Raw genomic sequence first — 24,184 nt, 5'->3', positions numbered from 1 at the left:
TAATTATTTTGTAATAAAATTAACTTTTGTGATAAATTAAACAGATTTTAAGGTTATTTCTAAATTAATTTTCTAAGAAGTTGGTTAAATAAGCGATTTTACACTTTCTGAAAGAATATTGATACATTTCTCCATTTCTTCAAAATTCAAATTTCCGAAACCTAATCGTACAGCTGTAAGTTTTTTGTTTTGATACAATAAAGTTTTAGGAATAAAAAGATTCTTTTGAGTACAATTTCTACTCAATTGCATTAGATTAATAGGAGTTCTCCATTTTATCCAAAAAGCAAGACCTCCGGAGGGTTTTTCAAAGTCGATGAAGTCTTTTAATTGGTCGTTAAGCAATAATGCAAAGTAATCTCTTCTTTCCTGATATATTTTTAAAGATTTTTTTAGATAGCGGTTTATTTCTCCTTCTGCAATCATTTCGCCTAAAACATGTTCCATCAATACATCACCTTGTCTGTCAATAATTCCGAGATATTTTCTCATTTCTGCCATTAAATTTTCAGGAGCAACAACAAATCCGGTTCTGAATCCGGGAACAAGAGATTTTCCGAATGAACCAATATAAATTACCATTCCGTTTGTGTCTGCACTTGCAAGAGGCAAAATCGGGCTTTTATCATAATGAAAATCATAATCGTAATCATCTTCAAGAATTATAAAACCATATTCACTAGCAAGATTGAGCAATTCTAACCTCCTTTGAGCACTTAATGTAACGGTTGTAGGGTAGTGGTGATGCGGTGTGAGATAAAGCATTCTGATTTTCTGTTTTTTACATATTTTTTTAACTTCATCTACTATGATTCCTTCTTTGTCGATAGGGATGGTAATGATATTTACACCCGCTTTTTGAAAAATCATATTTACAGAAAAATAACTTAAATCTCCTACTAAAACAGTGTCGCCCTGAGAAAGCAATATTTCGGAAGCTATATAAATGCTCATTTCCGTACTTCGGGTAATGAGAAGATTATGGGTAGAAATGGGCAATCCTCTTGATAAATTTAAGTATTGTGCCAGATTTTTCTTGAAAAACTCACTTCCATCCTGATTGTACCTTTCGGTTTTATGGGCTTTTCTTTTTAAGGTTGAATTGTAAAATCTTGAATGTTGATTTATTTGTGTAAGACGAATGTCTGGGATACCATCATTAAACATATATTGACAGCTTGAATGCTCAAAAGGATTATCGAGAATATTGGAAGTTTTAAAATTAAATCCTGTTTTTTTAGGATAATTTTCAAGATTATTTTTCTGAAAATCTTTTATTTTTTGTGGCTTGACTTCTTCTTTTCCTATAACGAAAGTTCCTTTATTAGGCAAACTTTCTACCCAGCCTTGAGCAAATAATTCTTCATACACAGAAACTATTGTATTTCTGTGAACCTCTAAAATCTGACTTAAACTCCTCGTTCCCGGAAGTTTTGTTCCGAAAGGGATGTATCCTCTTTGAATTGAATTTATCAACTGATTTGAAATTTGCATATAGATAGAAATGTCAGAATTTCTATCTATTTTAATGAAACTTTTATAAGGAATTTCAGCCGGACTATCCATAATGTCAAAACTGGTACTACTTAACCATCCGGCAATATACTACTTTTGGGCAAACTAAACGGAATGGAATTTAATGTACTTTTAAGTAAAATTGTTCAGGATGATGAAATACATGCAAAATGGCTCAACACTCTTTCTTTTATGGAAAATGCTGGGGCAAGAAAAATTTCAGCTTGCGAACATCCTGTAAAAGTTGATTTAATACAGTTAAAACACGCTGCAGAAGAACATCGCCATGCTTTTTATTTAAAAAAACAAATCTTAAAACTTAATTCTGATTACTGTAAAGCTTACGAGAATAATGAACTTTTAGCACCTATTGCAACAAAACAATATCTTAATTCTCTTGATATTAAAGCCTGTAAATATCTTCAGAGAACATTTAATCTAAATAAGGAAAAATTAAGATTTGCAGCCTATCTTTTTGTAACCTATGCAATTGAAGTTCGAGCTGATGAATTATATCCTGTTTATCAGGATATTTTGACAAAAGTATCATCAAAAATCATGGTGAAGTCTATTATTTTAGAAGAAGAAGGGCATTTGGAAGAAATGATACATCAGCTTGATAATTTCTCTGATGATTGGAAAATCCATGCTGAAAATATTCAAAAAATAGAACAAGAACTTTATAATGAATGGATTGATGGAATAGGAAAAGAACTGTTGGTATATGCATAATCTTTCTCATTTTCAGAAAGCATTAGAAAAAAGAAAAAATGAAGGAACTTGTAGAGAATTAAAACCAAAATCAGACGGAATCGACTTTTATTCTAATGATTATCTTGGTTTTGCGAGGAATAAAGATTTACAGAATTTGTTGCTTAAAAACGTTCTTGATAAACCACATTTACTTTCAGGAAGTACAGGTTCTCGATTGATAAGCGGAAATAGTAGTAAAGTTACATCGATTGAAAATTTTATAGCCAAAGAACATCAATATCCTTCTGCTTTGCTTTTTTCTTCGGGATATAATGCCAATTTAGCTTTGTTTTCTTCTCTTTTAACTCGACATGACAGTGTTATTGTTGATGAATATATTCATCGTTCAGTTCACGATGCATGTAAAATGTCTGATGCAAAAAAATTGAAATTTAAGCATAATGATATAGGGAGTTTAGAGCAGGTTTTAAAGCGACAAAATAAGCAAGTTTATATTGCAATAGAGAGCTTGTATTCAATGGAAGGTGATTTTGCCCCAATTCAGGAAATTGTTGAAATTTCGGAAAAATATCAAGCCAATTTAATTGTTGATGAAGCTCATGCTTTTGGAGTTTTAGGGTATGGTTTAATTGATAAGTTAGGATTTCAAAATAAAGTTTTAGCAACAGTTGTGACGTATGGAAAAGCATTGGGAAGTCATGGTGCAGTAATACTTTGCAATGATTTGATTAAATCTTATCTCGTCAATTTTGCATCGCCTTTTATTTATACAACTTCTGCGCAGAATTTTCAATGGATGAGTATAAAAAATGGGTATGATTTCCTAAAATCAAGTCCTGAAATTTCAAAACAGCTTCAAAAAAACATTGAAATTTTTAACAAACAAGAGTTGAAAACTTTTTCCTCGGTAAACAGCCCGATAAAGTCTGTTTTAATTTCTGATAATCAAAAACTTAAAGCGTTACAGGATTGTTTATTTGAAAATGGATTTTTAACGTATGCAGTTTATAGCCCGACTGTGAAGCAAGGCGCGGAAAGATTGAGAATTTGCCTGCATAGTTTCAATACAGAAGAGGAGATTGTAGAATTATGTGGAACGATTAGAGAATTTATTTAAGATGAAATTATTTGTTACGGGAATAGGAACAGAAGTAGGTAAAACTGTTTGTTCGGCAGTTTTAACGAAATATTTTGATGCAGATTATTGGAAACCTGTTCAATCTGGAGATTTGCATTATTCAGATTCTATGAAAATCAAAGAGTGGGTTGGTGAGAATGTAGTTTGTCATTCAGAGACGTATCGTTTTCAATTGGCTGCTTCTCCACATCAGTCGGCTTTTGAAGAAGGTAAAGTAATCGATTTGAATGAATTTAAAATTCCCAAAACTAAAAAGAATCTGATTGTAGAAGGAGCAGGAGGTTTAATGGTTCCTTTAAATAATAATGATTTCATAATTGATTTGATTGAAAAGCTAAATATTCCGGTTGCTTTGGTTGTAAGAAATTATTTAGGTTGTATTAATCATAGTTTATTATCGATTGCAGTTTTAAACCAAAGAAAAATAAAACTCGAATATCTAATTCTTAACGGAGATTTTCCTTTTGATACCGAAAGAATTATTTGTGAAAACATTCAGTCCGAAACTAAAGTTATAAAAATTCCTGAAATAGAAAATTTGACAAGTAAAAATATAGAAAGTATAACAAAACAATTATTGATAAGATGATAAAAGATAAAACTTTTTTGAGAACAGATTGGACGAAAGAAGAAATTGAAGAAATATATAATCTTCCACTTCTTGAGTTGGTTTACAAAGCAGCTACAGTACATAGAGTTTGGCATAATCCGGAGGAAATTCAAATGTCAACTTTGTTATCAATCAAGACAGGCGGTTGTCCTGAAGATTGTTCATATTGCGGACAGGCAGCTCGTTATCATACAAATATTAAAGTTCAGGCTTTGCTTCCAACGGAAAAGGTGATTGAACATGCCAAAAAAGCCAAAGAAGGAGGTTCATCTCGTTTTTGTATGGCTGCAGCTTGGAGAGAAGTCAGAAATAATCGGGATTTTGACAGAGTAATTGAAATGGTGAAGGGAGTAAATGAGTTGGGAATGGAAGTTTGCTGTACTCTTGGGATGTTGACTGAAGAACAGGCAATTCGTCTTCAGGAAGCAGGTTTATATGCTTATAATCATAATCTTGATACATCAGAACAGTATTACGAAGAAATTATTTCAACAAGAACATTTGATAATAGAATTAATACAATCAATAATGTAAGAAAAGCTGGAATTACTGTTTGTTCGGGAGGAATTATTGGTCTTGGTGAAACAAATGGAGATAGAATTTCTATGCTCTTAACGTTAGCAACAATGCCTAAACACCCTGAATCTGTACCCATTAATGCTTTGGCCAGAGTAGAGGGTACTCCGTTGGAAAAAAATGAAAAAGTTGATACTTGGGAAATGGTAAGAATGATTGCAACCGCAAGAATCATTATGCCCTCATCAATGGTTCGTTTGAGTGCAGGAAGAATTGAGATGTCAGAATTTGAGCAAGGTTGGTGCTTTATGGCAGGTGCAAACTCTATTTTTACAGGAGAAAGAGAGACATTATTGGTAACACCAAATCCCGGAGTTTCGGAAGATATGCAACTGCTCCAAACATTAGGTTTAAAACCAATGAAGAAAAAAGAAAAGAAATCAGTAAATTCTGAGTTGTAAAATGAATCTACAGGAAAGAGATAAAGCTGTAAACTGGCATCCTTATACACAAATGAAAACCGATAATCAGGCTATTCCTATTGTGAAAGGCAAAGGTGTTTATCTTTTTGATGATGAAGGAAGAAGGTATATAGATGCGGTTTCTTCTTGGTGGGTTACTTTGCATGGTCATGCTCATCCATATATTGCAGAGAAAGTTTTTGAACAGCTAAATACTTTGGAACAAGTGATTTTTGCAGGTTTTACCCATGAACCTGCAATTCAACTTTCTGAAAAACTTCTACAACTGCTTCCTGAAAATCAAAACAAAGTTTTTTATTCAGATAATGGTTCTACTGCGGTGGAAGTAGCCTTGAAGATGTGTATTCAATACGCTTATAATCAAGGGGAAAATAAATCTAAAATTTTAGCTTTTAAAAATGCTTATCATGGTGATACTTTCGGGGCAATGTCTGTAAGTGGAAGAAGTGTCTGGACAAAACCTTTCGGAAATATGCTTTTTGAAGTTATTTTCATTGATACTCCCAATGCAGAAAATGTTGAAAGTTTAAAATCCCAAATTAAAAATTTCTCTGATGAAATAGCTTGTTTTATTTATGAACCTTTGGTTCAGGGTGCAGCAGGAATGTTGATGTACGAACCAGAATATTTAGATGAATTAATGAAATTCTGTCGGGAATCAGGTATTTTGATGGTTCAGGATGAAGTTTTTACTGGATTTGGAAGAACAGGGAAATTATTCGCTACAGATTATCTTTCTGAAAAACCAGATATCATGTGTTTTTCCAAAGGATTAACAGGTGGAACAATGCCAATGGGAATTACAACTTGTTCGGAAGAAATTTTCAATGCTTTTTTATCTGAGGATAAATACAAAACATTATTTCATGGTCATTCTTTTACTGCAAATCCTTTAGCTTGTACAGCGGCTTTGGCGAGTTTAGAGCTTTTATTGAAAGATGAAACTTTAAATCAAATTAAATTAATAACTAAAAAGCATTTAGATTTTTCTCAAATTTTAAAAAATCAGGAAAATGTCGAAAATGTGCGTCAAATAGGAACTATATTAGCTTGGGATTTTAAAACTGAAAAAGGAACATCTTATTTTAATGAGATAGGAAAAAAGTTTTATAAAGAGTTTTTATCAAGAGGGATTATTATGAGGCCTTTAGGAAATGTGATGTATTTGGTTCCTCCTTATTGCATAACTTCGGAGGAACTTGATTTTATCTATGAAAATATTTTGGAGGTATTGCAAGTTGAATATTGAATTTTATCTTGTTATTAAAATAATATAAAGTAAAATTTAATATGAATCCGTAGTTTGGCAATCATTATTAAAGATTTTTATCATCAATTAAATAAAATTTAAAATATTTTGCTGATTTTTAACTTGCTATTTTGTGCATAATTGATATTTTTGCAGTTGTGAATAGTTGATGGGAATTTAAGGTATTGAATTGTTTTAATCAAATATAAAAAATGATAAAAAAACCTTTGCACAATTTCCATATTCCCGTAATGGGTTTAGCTTATACGATTGATAGTCCTATTCGTGTAGCGCAATACGGTATTTCATCCGTAGTTTCTATAATCGATGATGAGATTGTAGAAAAAATGAAAAATTTTTATAATAAAAAGTTCAATTTGAACTATTTAAGTATTTCGACAAAGATAGAAGACTACCGTGCCAAAAGAATTACCGCTTATTTGGATATGGTAGACGATATCGTTAATGAAAAATTTAAAGAGTTTAAGGAAGAAATTGCTAAAAATAAAACTGCGTTGATGAGTTTTATTGATATGCTTCCTAATACCTCGGAAATAAAAGAAAATCTGGCTAATATTCTTAGTCAGGAAAACTTTAGTTCTGCCATTAAAAATTTCATTGAAACACATCTCAGTCCTGGAAGTATTGATGTCAACATTATGACGAAAGTTGACAAAGATAACTTCAAAAAAAATGAGCAATTGCCTGTTATTTACAATGATGCTCATGCTTCTTTGCGCGGTTTTGCCAATAGCAAACTAGCGTCTTCAATGGTTCTTTCTGCGGGTATGAATCCTCGTCTGTATAGCTATATTGAAGAGTTTGATGATTTCTTTCCAGACGAAAATGGAAATATAAAAAAGAAGATTATTCTGAAGGTAAGTGATTTCCGTTCAGCAATGATTCAGGGAAACTTTTTGGCTAAAAAAGGTCTTTGGGTTTCAGAATATAGAATAGAATCTGGATTGAACTGTGGCGGACACGCTTTTGCAACGGAAGGTCTGTTATTAGGACCAATCATGGAAGAATTTAAGCAAAGAAAAAACGAGTTGATAGATTCTGCGTATTCTTTGATGATTAAGGCTTTAGAACAAAAAGGCAAACCTGTTATTTCTGAACCTCTCGAAATGAAGATAACCGTGCAGGGTGGGGTTGGAACTGCTGAAGAACATGAGTTTTTGTTGAAAAACTATAATGTTGACAGCATCGGATGGGGTTCTCCTTTTCTGTTAGTTCCGGAAGCAACTTCTGTTGATAATGAAACAAGAGAATTATTGGCAAAATCCAAGGAAAATGACTTTTATTTAAGTAATCTTTCACCTCTTGGTGTTCCGTTTAATACCGTGAAAGGTACTTCCAATGAAATTTTTAGAAGGAATAAAGAGAGCAAAAACCATTATGGAAGTTCTTGTCCTAAAAAATTATTGGCTCTTAGTAAAGAATTTTCTCCTAAAGGAATTTGTACGGCTTCAAAAAAATATCAGGATATTAAACTTAAAGAATTGGAAGCTGAAAAAGAGCAACTGAGTATTGAAAAGTTCCAAAAGAAAAAGGAAAATATAACGGAAAAGGCTTGTTTGTGTGTAGGTTTGGTAAATGCTGCATATATGGAACAAAATATAGAAATGAAGGGTGAAAAACAAGGTGTGGTAGTTTGTCCAGGACCGAATCTTGCATTCTTCGATAAAGAAGTTTCTCTTTCAAAGATGGTAAAACATATCTATGGAAACGATAATATTCTTCCTGATAATAATCGCCCGAATATGTTTATCAATGAGCTGAAATTATATGTTGAACATTTGAAGAATGAAATTGTAAACTTCTCTGAAGAGGTTACCAATTCTCAAATCAAGAAATGGAATACTTTTAAAGATAATCTTTTAGTAGGTATTTCTTATTATGAAAACCTTTTTGAAAGTTCTAATTTTTTTAAAGCCGAAAAAGAGAAAATTATTAATCAGCTTTCAAAATACCAATTAATATTAAAGGAAATTGCCGTTCCTGTGAAAAGCTAAAATAATTAAAGTAAAAAACTCAGAATTATTCTGAGTTTTTTTATTATTGAAAACTAGATAAATAGGTGCTTTTCGTGATAATCTTGAGAGAAATATTTTGTCAGAATCAAAAAACGTTTTATATTTGCACCACTGAAAACGACGATAACATCAAAGTTTAAGGAGAGTTGGCAGAGTGGTCGATTGCGGCAGTCTTGAAAACTGTTGACTGTAACAGGTCCGGGGGTTCGAATCCCTCACTCTCCGCTGGAAGAGGCTTCTTTAAGAGGCCTCTTTTTTTCTATGAAAATATGTCTGTGCAAAGGGTGTCGGAGCTTTTAGCTGAATTTGTTCAACAGTATCAATTGAGTTCATGATCTCATTATTTATTATTTAAACTATCTTTTTTTCTTGCATTATTTTCAATGTGCCTAACAATAATGTATGTATCTAAAATATTAAGGCTGTTTTTTCATTTTAAATACGAAACATATCACATCAGATTATCTAGTAAATTGAGATGATGAATAAATAATTTTATTTGTTCAAGTTTTAAAATTTTTCTAAATTATAATTAAATTATCACTATTTAGTGATAAATATCAAGTTTCATAATTTCATTTTGTGACAAATGTCAAATGTTATGATTTTCTTGGCTCATACCTTTGTTTAGTCAAATAAAATATAAATAGTTATGAAAAAAATTGCATTATTAGCTGTTGTTGCCTTTGCGGTACTTGTTCAATATGTATATGCCTGTACAAGGATTGTCTATCACGGACTAAACGGAACTGTAGTAACAGCACGCTCGATGGATTGGGACGGAGAAATTCCGGCAAACTTATGGGTATTGCCAAGAGGTATGGAGCGTACAGGTATGGTTGCCAATAATTCAGTTAAATGGAAGGCAAAATACGGAAGTCTTGTAACAACTTCTTGGGACGCTTGTTCTGTTGATGGAATGAATGAAAAAGGTTTGGTTGCCAACTTATTATGGCTGGCGGAATCAAAGTATCCGACATCTCAATTTACACCTGGAAAAAAGAATTTGGAAATTTGTAGCTGGGCGCAGTATGTACTTGATAATTTTGCAACAGTTTCAGAAGCTGTGAATGAGTTTAAAAAAGATGAAATCCAGATTCTTTCAGGAAATCTTCTTGGTACAGATGCCGTTTCTACGCTACACTTGTCGATATCTGATGCTTCAGGAGACAATGCCATATTTGAATATATCGATGGTAAGCTGAAAATTTATCACGACAAATCATATATTGCAATGACAAATTCACCATCTTATGACCAACAATTGGCTTTGTATAAATATTGGAATGCCATTCCCGGAGATGCATTTATACCAGGAAGTTACAAAGGTTCAGATAGGTTTACAAGAGCCAGTTATTACGCAAAATCAATACCTAAAGTAGATGACCCACGTATTGCTATTCCGTCTGTTTTAAGTGTTTTAAGAACTACATCAGTTCCTTTCGGAATAAATTCTGAAATTGAGCCAGATATGTCTTCTACACGTTGGAGAACAGTAGCAGATCACAAAAATCTTGTCTATTATTTTGATAATGTTTTAACTCCAAATCTTATTTCTGTAGATCTTAAAAAACTAGATTTCAGTGAAAAAGCAAGTGTTAAAAAGCTGTCATTAGAAAATGATGAAAGTTATGTTGGTGAGACTTCAGCATTATTCAAAAAAGCTACTCCTTTTACGTTTATGAGTATAAAATATGCCCTATAAAATCCAACGATTTATTAATATGATCTTTCTTTCTAGAGAGGTCATATTGTTTTTTAGACAGAAATTTTATATCGTAAATTTGTTGGTCTAAAAGTTACATACTTAATATTTATGGATAAATGTTTTGAGTCTTTTCTGAATAAGTATTTTTCGAAAAATTTGAATAAAGAGACTGTTTTGTTAATAGAAAAAATTTTCTCAGTCAAAGAATTTAAGAAAAAACATCTACTGATGCATGAGGGAAAGAATCATAATTGTTTGTATTTTATTGTAAAAGGCGTTGCAAGAGCTTATTATCTTAAAGATGGTACCGAAGTTACTGTTTATTTTTCTATGGAAAACGAAATGCTAGGCTCTCTATCAAATTTCAATGAACTTCCTTCAAAAGAAACTGTTGAATTATTGGAAGATTCTACCTTGGTGGTGATTAATTTAGCTGAACTAAAAAAATATTTATATGTTGATAACGAAATAACAAACTTTGCTAACAAAACCTTTGAAGACTATGCAATATTTTTAGAAGACAGATTGTTTTTTTTTCAAATGCATACCGCAATGGAAAGATATCGATTATTGATAGAAAATACACCGGAACTTTTCCAGCGTGTTTCACTTACTCATATCGCTTCTTATATAGGAATATCAAGAGAAACACTTAGTAGGCTTCGGGGTAAAAGAAATTAAAAAAGGCTTTAAACATTTAGGTTTAAAGCCTTTTGTTGTTTGTTGTATGATGATTTTAGTTTAAATGCTTTTGAAAGAATAATATTGTATTGATGTTCATGGTTGACGTAGTCCAGTGTCCAACATCTTTATAAGTTGTAAATGTGACATTTAAATTTTCTTTACGATATATTTCCTGACCAAATTTCCATCTTTTTTGTACTGTTTCTCCCATAAGCGAATTGATTATTTTTCGTTCTGTGAGATTATAAGCATCATCAAACTGAACCGCATCATTATCGTCTAATTCACCCATATAGATATATTGAGGAATTTTTTGAAAAGCTTCTTTGTTGAATTTCGTTTTTGAAATTTTTTCGATGTCATTTATCCCAAGAGGATAGTTAAGTTTTGTATTCGTAAGTTTTTTCATGGGGAAAATAAGAGCTCCGTTGAAACCTCCTATTGCAATCGCCTTCAACATTTCAGGATGCATCAGTGAAAAACGGTTGGTAAAAGAGGCAGAGGCAGAGAATCCATTCATAAATACTTTATCGTCAACAGGAATGTTTAATATTTTTAATTTTTCCTTAGAATCTTTAATCATATTAATAAGCTGAAGGTCTAATCTCTGTAGCTCTGTTTCTTTTTCAAGCATAACATCTCTGTCCAATGCATGGGTATAAACCAAAGGTTTAGATGCAGGTCTGGAAAAAATTGGTACGAGAAGAGGAATTTTTAATTCTGTTGAAATATTGTTGCCTATAGAATTACCTTTAGCCTGATTTATGGCACTTTTTTGATGAAATTCAATGGAGTCGGATAATTTACCTGTATTATTAGGCTCAACAAGTAATATACTTTTGTTATGTTTTTTCATGCCTTTTGGTATGTACAAAAGATAGTCATTGTAAAACCCTTTCTCAGGATTTTTAGAAACCAGAATTAAAGTGTCCTTTTTATATTTATCAATATTTGGTTTTACTATATTTTGAGAAAATAGGATAAAAGGAATAAATAATGCGATTGTTGTAATAAAATAACGAAACATAATGTTAAATTTTAGATATTTGTATTTACTTTTTTACAAAATGTTACAATTGATTTAAAAATAGTAATGTTTTAGTATTTTATAATTAATATAAAACTGTTGTTTTTATGGTTTTATGATTGAGAATAACCAGTTGAATATTTAGTATCATAATATTTTGGAAAATATTTTTATTAAAAATCTGATAAACGAATTAGAGACTTCGGGAATTGAAAAAAACTATTCTAAAGGAGATCTGATTCTTAAAGCAGGGGAAATAGAGAGAAATCTATATTTCATAACTTCTGGAGCGGTACGTATTTTTTTGTTATCTGAAAATGAAGAGCATTGTATTCGTTTTGGTTTTGAAGGAGCAATTATTAATTCTTTAAGTTCATATTTTAGAGAAGATGCTTCCGAATTCTATATTGAAGCGATGCGTAAAACGACTTTAAAAGTTATTTCCAAAGAAAAGATAAATGAAATCATTAGTAATGATGCAGAAAGTTTGTTGGGTTACGCTCGTTTATTAGAAACAGTAATCGCACAACAGCTTGATCGCGAAGTAGATTTATTGACATTCTCTCCATCAGAACGATTGAAACGTGTTTTAGAAAGAAGTCCTGATTTATTTCAACAAATTCCTCTAAAGTATATTGCTTCTTATCTTAGAATGACTCCCGAAACCTTAAGCCGTATTATGAATTCTTGATTTCAATCAAGAAAGCTTAGTGAGAATCTGTTCATCTTTGCACAAATAAATTTAACCATGAAAACAGAAATTATCTCACTCATAATAAAATGGCTTTTATATAAAGCTGAAATTGTAATAACGCAGGTTCTCAACACTGCTAAGATAATACTATTGCCTTAACAAAGTTGAATGCCTGTGTTATTTCTCATCTACTCATTTAGGGATTAGAAAATAATTCAAGTTTTTAAAATATTCTATCAAATCAACTGTCAGATAATTCTTTCCACAGTTAATTAACTTAAAATTTCTATAAAACTAATGATATGCCACCGCGGAGGTGGCGGGGTATTCTTATGCCTGAAAAATATAAACTAAATTATAAACAATAAATAAAATCAACAATGAAAAAGCTATTACAAATTGCGTTATTACCTTTAATCTTTAGTCTAAGTTCTTGTTCATCTGATCAGGATAAAACGGAAAATCATAAGGTAAATGAAACTGAATCTGTTATTAATTGGAAAGGTTCGGCTCCGGATCACTTTCATATAGGATCGTTTAAAGTAACAGGAGAGTTGAAAGCTGATGGTGACGGAAAATTGAAGTCTGGAAGCTTTACTATTCCGATTTCTTCCATAGAAAACTATGATTTGGAAGATCCTGTAAAAAAGCAATTATTAGATCATTTAAAAAGTTCTGATTTCTTTGATATGGCGGTACACCCTAACGCAAAATTTAACTTGCTTAAGGTTACATCTTATTCAGGAGGGAATAAAGAAGAAGTTGTAAATGGTGCTAATTACACACTTACAGGAGATTTTACTATGATTGGTCAAACGCATAGTATTTCTTTCCCTGCAAAGGTGAGTACAAATGCAGATGGAAGTTTAAAAGTAGAAGCTAAATTTAAAATTGACAGAACTAAATGGGGAATGCTAACGGACAGTGATCCTGCACAACCTCTTTACATTTTACCAAACGTGGATATTGAACTGGAATTAATAACCTCAAAAGCTAAATAATGCTTTACCTTGTTTAAATTATTAAGACCAAAATATTCAGTAGGCTGCCATTTATGGTAGCCTTTTTAGATTGAAGTTTACGGAATATGAGACTATTGTTTTGTAAATATGTCAAATAAAATCAATAATGGAACAAGTTTTTTAGATGATTGATATTCTCCACTCATTTTTTCTCTTATTTCACCTAAAGTTTTACTTAATTTATTACTAACCGTCTTATTACTGATGTCTAATGCTTCGGCAGTTTCGTTGACAGACATATTTTTGCGAATTCTTAAATCGTAAACTTTCTGTTCAGTAATTGGAAGTTGTGAAACAATTTCATCAATCATTGCAAATAATTCCGAAATTTTATTTTCTTCAAGAATTTCAAAATAGTCTGTGTCTGTGATGTCCATAGAATCTTCAGTTTCATCAATGTTTACGTCAAATATCTTTTTATGACTGTTAAAATAATCGATAATTCTATAGTGAAGATACCTCAGAAGATATCCTTTTGCGCTTTCTTGGATATCCGTTTGTATGTTTTCAGTGTTCTCAAGTACTTTTACCCAAAGATTTTGTAATAGTTCTTCTGTAACCTCTTTATCTCTGGTTCTCGTAAAAACAAAGCTGTACAAACTTTCCCAATACCGTTCGTAAAGAATCGTAAAAGCAGAATGATTACCTGTTTTTATTTGCTTCAATAAAATGTGATCTGTCTGGTTCATATTAATGAGACAAAATTACCTAAAGAAAAATTAAGCTTTTGTGAATTTTGGGTGACTTTATATTAATTATTTCTGAAAATACAAAGTGAAATATGAAGTCAATATTGCGAAATGATGGAAATTTCTTGAAAATCTTAATATGTTGGTTTTTGTATGAATCAAAAGTTAACAAAAGCTTAGGGAAGTTTTTCATTTTCATTGTTTTATAGATGTAACCGTGTACTTACATCAAGACATTTATGAAAAACTTTAAATATAAAAATATTCAATCTTTTGTTTTCAGACTTTGGCAGAGAGAGGTTTCTGAAGAGAAAATTTCAGAGAAAGAAACTCAGCTTTTAAATGCATGGAAAGCATATACTGAAAAATCTCTTGATAAAAAACACATGAAAGAATCTAAAGATAGGGTATTGCTTACTCTAGAATCATATTTTACACCACCAACAATTATTAATCATCCAAATGGCTTTAGAAAGTATTTTTACCAAATCGCAGCCATCATACTTCTTATTCTTTCAGTAGGAGGAATTTTTACTTATAATACTTTCTTTAAGCCGGATGTTTATACAGCAAAATCAGGAAATAAAAAAGTACATTTAGCAGATGGTTCAGTCGTTACACTATTTCCCGGAGCAGAGCTTACGGTAGATAAATCTTTTCCGGCAGATACTAGAATCGTTGATTTGAAAGGAGATGCTATTTTCTCTGTGGCAAAATCAAAAGAACATCCATTTATTGTAATTGCAGATGGTTTTAGTACAAAAGTTTTAGGAACTGTTTTTAAAATTACTCAAGTTGGAAACGATAAAGCAGTTGACCTTTACGAAGGAAAAGTGGCTGTTTCTTATGAAGGAATTCCTGTTACTTTCTTGAAACCTCAACAAAAGTGGACAAATTTCGGGTTAGCCCGCACTTCAGCAGTTATTTCATTTAAAAAAGAGATTGATTCTAAGAAAGAATTACCATCATTATTATCCTTAAGTTTTAATGATGTCGCTTTGAAAGAAGTAGCAGAAGTTCTGCAAAAAAACTACAATATCAATATTGTTTATCCTAAAGAAATAGCTGAAAAGAAAATTACAGCCGATTTTACAGGTGGAGATACCGATGCCAATATAGAAGCATTGGCATTTATCCTTGGATTAAAAGTTCAAAAACAAAATCAGACTTATTTATTAGAGAAATAATATTCAAAACTAAAATCTAATAGTCAGATAAAATTAAAATAAAAGTCAGAGTGAAAATGAAAAGTCTGAAATGTGGTCTTACCATAGCTGCAATATTCTTTACCGTAACAGCAGAAGCGCAGGAATTAGTACAAAAAGTATCATTTTCTGTACCAACAGGAAAACCTTTAATAGAAACGTTAGAAGAATTTGCAGGTAAAACAGGAATGAGGTTGGTTTATTCCAAAGCAGATATTAAAGAAATAAAAGTAAACGGAATAAAATGCGAAAATATTCCTGTAGATAATTGTCTCAAGGATATTACAAACGGACTTCCTGTTGTGTTCCGTTTACAGGGAAATTTAATTTCAATAAAACGAGAGGGAACAAGTATTTCTGTGATTGGAAAGGGTAAAATTTCGGGAAAGATTGTAGACGAAGTAGGAGAACCGGTAGTGGGTGCAGAAGTAAATATAGCCGGAAAAAAAGTAATTACCGATAATAATGGTGATTTTATAATCGAGCTTCCCTCAGGAACATATACACTGACTGTAAAAGCTTCAAAATATAATGCTTTAAGGGTAGAAAAATTAGCTGTAAATAATAATGAAACCAATACAGTTTCCTTTGCAATGAAGCCTATCTCTGATAAGGTTGCAGACATTAAAGAAGTTGTAATCACAGGCACACGAAAGGCAGATACTCAGGCAGGATTATTGGCTCAGCAAAAAAAAGCTGCACAAATGAGTGATGGAATTTCTGCGGAACAAATTTCAAAAACTCCGGATAATGATGTCGGAGGAACCTTGAAAAGAGTGACAGGTATTACAACAATTGATAATAAATATGTAGTAGTACGTTCAATGGGAGAACGCTGGAATACAGCAGCGATGGACGGAATCAATCTTCCAAGTACGGAAGCTTATAATCAAAATTTTTCTTTCGATATTATTCCGACTGTAATGGTTGAAAGTATAGTTGTAAGCAAAACAGCAACACCAGATATGAATGCAAGTTTTGCAGGAGGGTATGTAGAAGTAAAAACCAAAGACATACCTAATGAAAACTTCACAACAGTAAGTTTAGGGACTTCTTATAATGATTTATCGACTTTTAAAGAATTTTTAACGCGTAAACACGGAAAATACGACTATTGGGGATATGATGATGGAACAAGAGATTTCCCTAGAGGGTTAGAGCCTATGAACTGGACGAACCCTTTGTTTTTTGAGCAATCAAAACAGTTTGTTAATGACAATTTTACAACATACAGAACGAAAGCAGACTTAGGCTCAAATATGCAAATTGCTTTAGGACGAAATTATCAGCTTAAAAATAGTAATAAATGGGGATTTGCAGGAGCTTTAACCATAAGAAACGAACAAAACAAACTGGAAATAGATCATACAGGAAGAGGAAACTGGCTAGATACAACTCAGTTTACAGATAACTGGCAAACAAATGGCGGAGAACCAGTTACATTCTATAATTTTAAAAATAAAGGAGTTTCTTATACCTATAATTCAACTGTTGCAGGAATGCTGAATTTTGGACTACAATTAGGAAAAAACAGAATTTCTTTCAGAAACTCTTATACACACATTTATGATAATACATTAACCCGGGTTACAGGTTGGAACGAATATACTGGAGGTAGTGGATTACCGAGCAATGCAGAATTATCCTACAATTATTTTTACAACGGAATTATCCCGAATAATGATCCTTCTCAAATCCAATCTTTAGATAAGCCTTATACTGATAATACAGATTATCCGATTTATCAGACACTTTTACAAAATAAGCTTGAAGGTAATCATAAAATTGGGAGTGTAGATATCGACTGGTTTGCAGCAAGAACAAATGTAAAATCTGATACTAAAGATTATACACAACATCAGACTTTATATGATTTTATTGGCAATGAAATTTTAGCTTATCATCAAATCTATAACTCAGGAAACAATTTTTCAAGAGGATATATTGAAAATAAAGAGACGGACTACAATTATGGAGTTTCTTTTAAATGGAGAAAAGATTTTTGGAATTTAAAGAATGATATTAAAGTCGGATATACGGGAGCGATAAAAAATAACATAAATCAACAGCAGAAGTTTTTTTTAAGAGTTGACGAAAATAGAAATGTTCCGCCAAGTGCAGCGAATAATTTAACGATGAATGGAGCACTTTCAGATTGGTTTGATGGCTCTCATTATGTTCCTGGAGGAATTGGATGGGAAACAAAAGCACTCTATAAAAATGACAAATACGAAGGTAAAGTTAAGCAGCATGCCATGTATGTAATGTTTGATAATAGGTGGCAAAAATTTAGGTTTGTTTGGGGATTAAGAGCAGAATATTTCAAGTATGATTTGATTTCTCAACAGTTGGATCCTACTGATTCCAGAAACTTGAATAAAGCTGAAATTGATGATAAACCTTGGCAGTTTATGCCATCATTAAACTTTACATATAGTCCCACAAATAAGATTAATGTAAGGCTTGCTTATAACAAAGCGGTTATTCGTCCACAATTTAATGAAAGAACCGGATTGCCATATTTTGATCCGATCGCAAACGGACTAATCTATAATACAGCAATGACTTCTTCGGTTGTCAATAATTATGATTTTAAATTCGAGTGGTTTCCGGGATTGGGTGAAATTTTATCGGCAGGATTGTATTACAAAGATATAGACAGACCGATTGAAAGAGAAGGATATCTTTCAAATGAAGGGAATCTGTTTTTGTACAACGGAAATTCAAAAAATGCAAAACTTACCGGTTTTGAAGTAGAAGTTCGGAAGAGTTTAGGGTTCCTAGCTACAGATTCTTTTCTTAATAAGTTTTTTATAAGTGGGAATTTCACTTACAATAATACAAAAGTGGTTTCTTTTAAAGATAGAGAAAAAACAGGTATTTCAGATGAAACTTATAAAGTAGAAAGACCTTTATACGGGCAAACTCCATATGCTTATAATCTTGGGCTGATGTATGAAGGTGAAAGATTAGGATTTAGTCTTTTATATAATGCCAAAGGTGACCAATACATCACAGTAGGATATTCTTATAATGCTGAAGAGATACAGCGCCCGTATGCAGTTGCTGATGCCCAAATTTCATACAAACTTCTTAAAAATAAAAACCTTGAAATAAAGCTGAATGCCAGAAACCTTTTTAATCGGGTAAAAGAGTATTACAATAATTTTAATTCCTATTCTCTTCCCGCTTCTCAAGGTGGAAGTAATCTCAGTACAGAAAGGGAAGCATGGCAACTTCTTCCGGGAGCATCTAATAAATATGACAAGAATATTGATAAGATTCTATTTCGTGCTTACAATGGAAGAGTATTGGGATTAAGCATGACTTATACCTTTTAAAATATTGTAAAAAATAAACGAGCTCAAATATAGAAATGTACAGGCAAGGAATCCTGAAGAATAAAACCAATATTATTTATGATGCGCACATAAGTCTAGGTTTAAATAAAGCCGATACTATTACTTATTCCCGAGTTATAGTGTATAAAAAGGGAAACTTTGCAATGTAGCTTCTCATGGATTGTAAAGTAAAAAATTATAACCAAATCAAAGGAATATTGAGGAGAATATTTCTAAAATCACAAAATAACAGGTTTAAAAAAGAAAGAACCTGGTCTAAAAATTGTAACAATGAAAAAACTAACCTTAATTGCAGCAGCAGCTTTATCTCTTACTGCTTGTCAAAATGATTCATTAGCAGATTCTTCAAATTCATTTGAGATGAAATCTACTTCGGCAGAGTATCTTACAGCTTCATCACTTCCTGTAACAGCCGTTAGTGGTAACATTACTTCTAATACTACATGGAGCGGTGTAGTAGAAATAGATGGTGTAATTACTGTAAAAGACGGAGCTACTCTTACTATTCAGCCGGGAACATTTATTAAGGCAAAACCAAATACTTCAAATACAGCTACAGGTGTTTTGGTAATTGCTAAAACAGGAAAAATCAACGCTGTAGGTACAGAATCTCAGCCAATTGTATTCACTAGTTATAAACTTTTAGATGGAGATGAAGGTACAACTGCAGCTCCAGGGGATTTCGGAGGTGTAATAATATTAGGAGATGCACCTACAAACGTACCTAATACTACAACTATTGAAGGACTAAGCGGTTCAGATTTCTACTTTGGAGGTACTAACCCTTCTCATAACGGTGGAATTTTGAAATATGTTCGTATTGAATTTGCAGGTTATGATTTATTAGCTCCAAATTCAGGAAACGAAATTAATGGTCTTACTTTAGGAGGAGTTGGAAACGGTACTACATTAGACCATATTCAGGTTTCTTATGGTAAAGATGATTCTTTCGAATTCTTCGGAGGTACAGTAAATGCATCTAATCTAGTTTCATTTGCGTCAGATGATGATAACTTCGATTTTGACAACGGATATACAGGAACTATTACTTGTGCTCTTGCATTAGCAGATTCTAATTCTACACATAGTTTAAGTGGAGGTGTTTCTGATACTAACGGTATTGAGCTGGATAATAACTCAAGCGGTACTTCTACAACATTAATTACGCATCCTGTTATTAATAATCTTACTATCGTAGGAATAGGTACTAATTTGTTATTCCCAACAACTACACCTTCAGGTCCATTATATGAAAACGGTATTCATATCAGAAGACATGGTAGATTAACATTAAATGATGCCGTAATTACGGGATATCCAACAGGTATTAAAGTGGAAGGTACAGGTTCAGAATTATCTTCTTCGTCTACTTATAGTTCAATAAAAGTACATGGTTTTACAACTGCTGTTACAGGAGCTGGTACAGCAGGAATTCCTGCTACTAATCTAATTGTTGCATCATCTGCTGCTTTATTTGGTATGACTCAGCCTTTCTTCAACAGTGGAGCTTGGAACGTTTCACCAAGAGATTGTGGAAACTTCAAAGGAATTTGGACTAAATATGATTTTGCAATCCAAGAATAATATCTAAAAATGTAGGCAGGGTAACAATTGCGTTCCCTGCTTTTTATTCTTTTTACCAATTAATAACTGTTGTTATGAAAAAATTATTTTTATTATTTATTATATTTTTATCTCAGTCTATATTTGCTCAATTTCCTGTTTGGTCAAATTCATTTGATACTCCGAATGATCTTCAAGGTTGGACTTTTCATGATTTAAATGGAAACGGAAATGGATGGGTTCAAGGGCAGAATATTTATTACAACGGAACACAACTTGCTTACGGAACAGCAGGTGTCCTTCGTTATTCTATGAGTTTAGTTCCAACAGGAAGCGCTCCTTCATTTGCTACAGAAAATGATTGGGTTATTTCTCCTCAAATTGATCTTACAGGTGCTGGTGGAACACTTACATTAGCTGCTTATATTGGCAGACAAAGATCAAATCACTTAAATCTTGGAAGAGATCTTTATATTTTTGTGAGTACTCCAGCTAAAGAAGTTCCTGAATTATCAGATTTTCAAGCTATGGCGGTTGATAATAACGGAAATAGTATACCAACCCCATATAAGCTATTAGCAGGAACTAGTACCAATCCTTTTCCAAATGATCTTACTCAGTTTGCTGAATGTACTGTAGATATTTCTGCCTTTGCTGGTAAAAAAATTTATATAGGAATGTGGTCAAACAGAAGAGCAAATGAGAATAATATTCAGAATATTAATATCGATGAAATGGCAATTTATTCATCTGTATTAAAAACCAATGAAACCAATACAGGAAAAGCTTTGACCAAAATATTAGAAAACCCTGTGAAAAATTCTTTACAATTAAAACTGAATTCTGGTTTAAAAGAAAGTAATACGTTAGTAAATATTTATAATATGGCAGGTCAAAAAATATTTACATCAAAATATTCTAAAAATATAAATGTAAATCAGCTTTCAGTTGGAACTTACATCGCGGTAATCTCTGATGGAAATATCACAGAAAAACTGAAGTTTATTAAAAACTAACCTTTTGTAAGGTTAAGAATAACCATGAAAACTAAAATGAATCAAAAAAACTTGTATTCAAAAAAATATCCCAATTAGATTTTTTTATAATTAAGTATCGCCCCAAGCTTTCGGGCTGGGGCATTTTCTAAGATTAAATTTTACAATTTGAAATTTTATAAATGAAAAATATTTTAGCATTAGTAATATTCACCATCCTTTTTTCTTGTATTGATAATAGTGATTTGATGCCTTATGATAAAGATCAGAAAGGCGCAGAAATAAATATAAAAGGGTATTCTAAACCTGATATCATACAGATGAGAATGAACGGAAATCCTATAATTATCAATGGAAATAATTCTTATACAGATAAAATTGAAACAAAAATCAACTTTGTGTTGGATAAAAACGAAACTAATGAACTGGGAATTTATAATAATCAAACAGGAAATCAAATTGCTAAATACAACATAAATTACAATAATATTGATGATTATAAAAACTTGTATTTCTTCAATTTGCCTGATATTTTTTTACAGACTTATGTTGTAAAACCTCAGGTAAATTTGGGAAGAGTCGGGTTTGAGTTTATTTTTCCAAACCTTGGAGAGTTTTCGGGATCATCGCTAGAAAGTGTAAAAGGTGTTTTAAGAAAACAAAATGGAGCTATACTTGCCGAATTTAATAATATTGGCAAGAAAGATTTTACAGAAGTAAAAATTTATACCTTTTTCAGTGCTACAGAACCTGTTTACTTAGAATTATATAAACCAGGAACTACAGAACCTTATATGGGTTCAAATATTATCAAAGTGAAAATAAAACAAGATATAGGAGCAAATTTAATTGTTCTACAAGAGAAAATGATTAATGGAACTTTCGAAGTAAAAGGAGAAATAGATGTTGTAGATTATTTATAAATGATTTAAAATTCCATGAAGAACTTTTTTAAAATTCATATAACAACATTTATACTATTATCAGTTACAATACTATCTTGTAATCGGGCTGATGATGAGGCTCCTGTTTTCCCGGAAGGAAGTATAGAGTCTGTAAATGTATGGGTTCAGGATAGTATGAAAAGGTATTATTATTGGGCAGATCAAATGCCTGTTAAACCCAATTATCATCTCCCCGTAAAAGATTTTTTTAAAAGTTTACTAGCACCTCAAGATAGATTTTCTTTCATTGTTAATACAACAGATTCTTCTACCTATCCTAGATCTGTCCGTAATATGTATGGCTTTGATTATGCTGTTTTGCAATTGGCAAATGGTGAAATTGCAACAGTTATAAAATTAGTTTTAAAAAATTCTCCTGCATCAAATGCCGGATTGGAAAGGGGAATGATGATTAAAAAAATTAACGGACAAACCATTACCCCTTTAAATGCAGAACAATTGACACTATCAATTACAAACAAAACAATTCTGGAATTAACTGTAGGAAATTGGGAAAATGGTTCAATTATTAATGACAAAAATGTTACTGTGTATTATGGTTATTCATTAGAACAACCATTAATGTCTAAGATTTTTGATCAAAATGGCAAAAAAACAGGATATCTATATATTTATGATTTTCCGGATGGAATGACTCCTATTTTAAATCAAAAATTTGCTCAATTTAAAGCAGAAGGAGTTCAGGAACTTATTTTAGACCTTCGTTATAATTATGGAGGTTCGGTATCATCGGCTGCAGCACTTTGTTCGCTGATGCCTTCAGGAATTACAGCAAATTCTCAATTCATTACTTATAAAGGGAACAAAAACGGAGGAGAAGTAAAAAGAACTTTTTCGCAACAGATTGCTTATGATCCCAATGCTTTAGATTTTAATACTTTGCATAATAATTCTTTAAATCTTAATAAAGTTTATATTCTCACTTCAAGTAGTACGGCTTCAGCTTCCGAAATAGTTATTAATAATCTTAAACCTTATTTACAAGTCATTCAAGTAGGCGATGTTACTTTAGGAAAAGATATGGCAGGATTTGTTGTTGAAGATAAAAGGAAACCTAAAAAAATCAGTTGGCAGATGCATCCTGTTATTTATAAAGTATTTAATGCCAATGGAGAAGGAGGTTATAATAACGGAATTACTCCTCAAATAATGGTTGATGAATATGATAACTTACCCTTGCGTCCTTTAGGAGATTCTGATGAGGTTTTGCTTTCTTCGGTTTTAAATAAAATTTATTCAAAATCTGCGAATAAAGAAACTTCACAGACAAAAATGAAAGTTTTATTTCAAAGTGATAGTCCTTTTATTCAGTTTTAATAGTAAAATCCAACAATAAATGCAGGGAATAGAACCAAAACTTCATAGTACACTTATAGAAAGAATAAAATATTATCGTGGTCTGTTGAATGAGGCTAAAGCTGATTCTGACGATCAGTTTAACGATATTGCTATTACCAATATTTCAGAATTATCCAAACTTTATGAAGATTATCTGCAGGACAAAAAAAAGCTGGAGAGGAGTATAAAAAAATACAGAGATTATCATGCAGAATTGAGAAAATTATTAACACTAAAACTTCGGGAATTAAGAAGAAAAAGAAAAAAGTAACTTAACTAATAAATATTTGATAAACTATACAAAAAAGAGATTGACTATTGTCAATCTCTTTTCATAATAAAATATATTATAGTTAAGATTCGGGGTCAAAACATTTTCTACAGTAAAAAATCAAGATTTATCTTAAAACTCTTAGAAAATATATTTCTAGGTTTTGTTTAATTGTCTTGATTTTGAATTTGATTTTTTTTAATGGAACATTTATTTACAAAAACTATGCCTTAAATAGTTTTTGTAAATATTTATTTGTAATTATTTGGTACAATAAACAATTTAGAACAGGAATATTTATAAAAATAATTACTGAAAACTAATAATTTTTATAAATAGAGTTGATGCTTTATGATTTTTAATTCTTTATTTTGAAAAAAAATTTAAATAATGAATTGTAC

The 24,184-nt window shown here is 31.5% G+C and carries 20 protein-coding genes and 1 tRNA gene; 18 read left to right on the top strand and 3 right to left on the bottom strand.

Annotated features, from left to right (window positions below; genetic code table 11):
- Positions 1-84 precede the first annotated feature (84 nt).
- Positions 85-1,566, bottom strand: a complete 1,482-nt coding sequence (pdxR, locus tag OH806_RS15905) for a MocR-like pyridoxine biosynthesis transcription factor PdxR (protein WP_264744669.1) — start codon at positions 1,564-1,566, stop codon at positions 85-87.
- A 63-nt stretch (positions 1,567-1,629) separates the two neighbouring features.
- Between pdxR and OH806_RS15900 the strand changes: the two genes are divergently transcribed.
- From OH806_RS15900 to OH806_RS15860, 9 genes are all read left to right on the top strand, one after another.
- Positions 1,630-2,247 (top strand): hypothetical protein, encoded by a 618-nt coding sequence (locus OH806_RS15900; protein ID WP_264744668.1) that lies wholly within the window; start codon positions 1,630-1,632, stop codon positions 2,245-2,247.
- Positions 2,240-3,346: an aminotransferase class I/II-fold pyridoxal phosphate-dependent enzyme gene (locus tag OH806_RS15895; protein WP_264744667.1), complete on the top strand. Its 1,107-nt coding sequence runs from the start codon at positions 2,240-2,242 to the stop codon at positions 3,344-3,346. The genes OH806_RS15900 and OH806_RS15895 overlap by 8 nt, the downstream gene beginning before the upstream one ends.
- A 1-nt stretch (position 3,347) precedes the next feature.
- Positions 3,348-3,956, top strand: a complete 609-nt coding sequence (bioD, locus tag OH806_RS15890) for a dethiobiotin synthase (RefSeq protein WP_264744666.1) — start codon at positions 3,348-3,350, stop codon at positions 3,954-3,956.
- A complete protein-coding gene (bioB, locus tag OH806_RS15885; RefSeq protein WP_264744665.1) occupies positions 3,953-4,954 on the top strand; it encodes a biotin synthase BioB in 1,002 nt (333 codons plus the stop codon). Before bioD ends, bioB begins: the two co-directional genes overlap by 4 nt.
- A gap of 1 nt (position 4,955) precedes the next feature.
- A complete protein-coding gene (bioA, locus tag OH806_RS15880) occupies positions 4,956-6,224 on the top strand; it encodes an adenosylmethionine--8-amino-7-oxononanoate transaminase (protein WP_264744664.1) in 1,269 nt (422 codons plus the stop codon).
- Positions 6,225-6,436: 212 nt separating this feature from the next.
- Positions 6,437-8,239: a hypothetical protein gene (locus OH806_RS15875; protein ID WP_264744663.1), complete on the top strand. Its 1,803-nt coding sequence runs from the start codon at positions 6,437-6,439 to the stop codon at positions 8,237-8,239.
- A gap of 161 nt (positions 8,240-8,400) precedes the next feature.
- Positions 8,401-8,485, top strand: a tRNA-Ser gene (locus OH806_RS15870).
- A gap of 427 nt (positions 8,486-8,912) precedes the next feature.
- Positions 8,913-9,965, top strand: coding sequence for a linear amide C-N hydrolase (locus tag OH806_RS15865; protein ID WP_264744662.1), 1,053 nt, complete (start codon positions 8,913-8,915; stop codon positions 9,963-9,965).
- A gap of 159 nt (positions 9,966-10,124) precedes the next feature.
- The gene (locus OH806_RS15860) at positions 10,125-10,649 is read left to right on the top strand and encodes a Crp/Fnr family transcriptional regulator (RefSeq protein WP_264744661.1); all 525 of its coding nucleotides are present in this window, start codon (positions 10,125-10,127) and stop codon (positions 10,647-10,649) included.
- Between the two features lie 55 nt (positions 10,650-10,704).
- On the opposite strand, the gene OH806_RS15855 is transcribed toward OH806_RS15860, so the two are convergent.
- Positions 10,705-11,679 carry a hypothetical protein gene (locus OH806_RS15855; RefSeq protein WP_264744660.1) on the bottom strand — a complete coding sequence of 325 codons (975 nt, stop codon included), beginning with the start codon at positions 11,677-11,679 and terminating at the stop codon, positions 10,705-10,707.
- Positions 11,680-11,836: 157 nt separating this feature from the next.
- Between OH806_RS15855 and OH806_RS15850 the strand changes: the two genes are divergently transcribed.
- Entirely contained in the window at positions 11,837-12,370 is a 534-nt protein-coding gene (locus OH806_RS15850) for a Crp/Fnr family transcriptional regulator (protein WP_264744659.1), read from the top strand.
- A 383-nt stretch (positions 12,371-12,753) separates the two neighbouring features.
- A complete protein-coding gene (locus OH806_RS15845) occupies positions 12,754-13,374 on the top strand; it encodes a YceI family protein (RefSeq protein ID WP_264744658.1) in 621 nt (206 codons plus the stop codon).
- Positions 13,375-13,466: 92 nt separating this feature from the next.
- On the opposite strand, the gene OH806_RS15840 is transcribed toward OH806_RS15845, so the two are convergent.
- Positions 13,467-14,084, bottom strand: a complete 618-nt coding sequence (locus OH806_RS15840; protein ID WP_264744657.1) for an RNA polymerase sigma factor — start codon at positions 14,082-14,084, stop codon at positions 13,467-13,469.
- A 239-nt stretch (positions 14,085-14,323) separates the two neighbouring features.
- Here OH806_RS15840 and OH806_RS15835 point away from each other — a divergent pair, with 239 nt between their 5' ends.
- The 7 genes from OH806_RS15835 to OH806_RS15805 all read left to right on the top strand — a co-directional run bounded on the left by OH806_RS15835 (position 14,324) and on the right by OH806_RS15805 (position 23,783).
- Entirely contained in the window at positions 14,324-15,271 is a 948-nt protein-coding gene (locus OH806_RS15835) for a FecR family protein (RefSeq protein ID WP_264744656.1), read from the top strand.
- A gap of 56 nt (positions 15,272-15,327) precedes the next feature.
- Entirely contained in the window at positions 15,328-18,630 is a 3,303-nt protein-coding gene (locus OH806_RS15830) for a TonB-dependent receptor (protein ID WP_264744655.1), read from the top strand.
- 291 nt (positions 18,631-18,921) lie between these two features.
- Positions 18,922-20,235: a hypothetical protein gene (locus OH806_RS15825; protein WP_264744654.1), complete on the top strand. Its 1,314-nt coding sequence runs from the start codon at positions 18,922-18,924 to the stop codon at positions 20,233-20,235.
- Between the two features lie 74 nt (positions 20,236-20,309).
- The gene (locus OH806_RS15820) at positions 20,310-21,230 is read left to right on the top strand and encodes a T9SS-dependent choice-of-anchor J family protein (protein ID WP_264744653.1); all 921 of its coding nucleotides are present in this window, start codon (positions 20,310-20,312) and stop codon (positions 21,228-21,230) included.
- 161 nt (positions 21,231-21,391) lie between these two features.
- On the top strand, positions 21,392-22,132 hold the full coding sequence (locus OH806_RS15815; RefSeq protein WP_264744652.1) for a hypothetical protein: 741 nt from the start codon (positions 21,392-21,394) through the stop codon (positions 22,130-22,132).
- Positions 22,133-22,147: 15 nt separating this feature from the next.
- Positions 22,148-23,491 (top strand): S41 family peptidase, encoded by a 1,344-nt coding sequence (locus OH806_RS15810; protein ID WP_264744651.1) that lies wholly within the window; start codon positions 22,148-22,150, stop codon positions 23,489-23,491.
- 19 nt (positions 23,492-23,510) lie between these two features.
- Positions 23,511-23,783: a hypothetical protein gene (locus OH806_RS15805; RefSeq protein ID WP_264744650.1), complete on the top strand. Its 273-nt coding sequence runs from the start codon at positions 23,511-23,513 to the stop codon at positions 23,781-23,783.
- Positions 23,784-24,184: the final 401 nt, after the last annotated feature.

This window comes from Chryseobacterium oryctis, from assembly GCF_025971925.1.
Classification (GTDB): domain Bacteria; phylum Bacteroidota; class Bacteroidia; order Flavobacteriales; family Weeksellaceae; genus Chryseobacterium; species Chryseobacterium oryctis.
The sequence above is the reverse complement of the archived record's forward strand: the minus strand, read 5'-3'. Positions and strand labels throughout refer to the sequence as shown.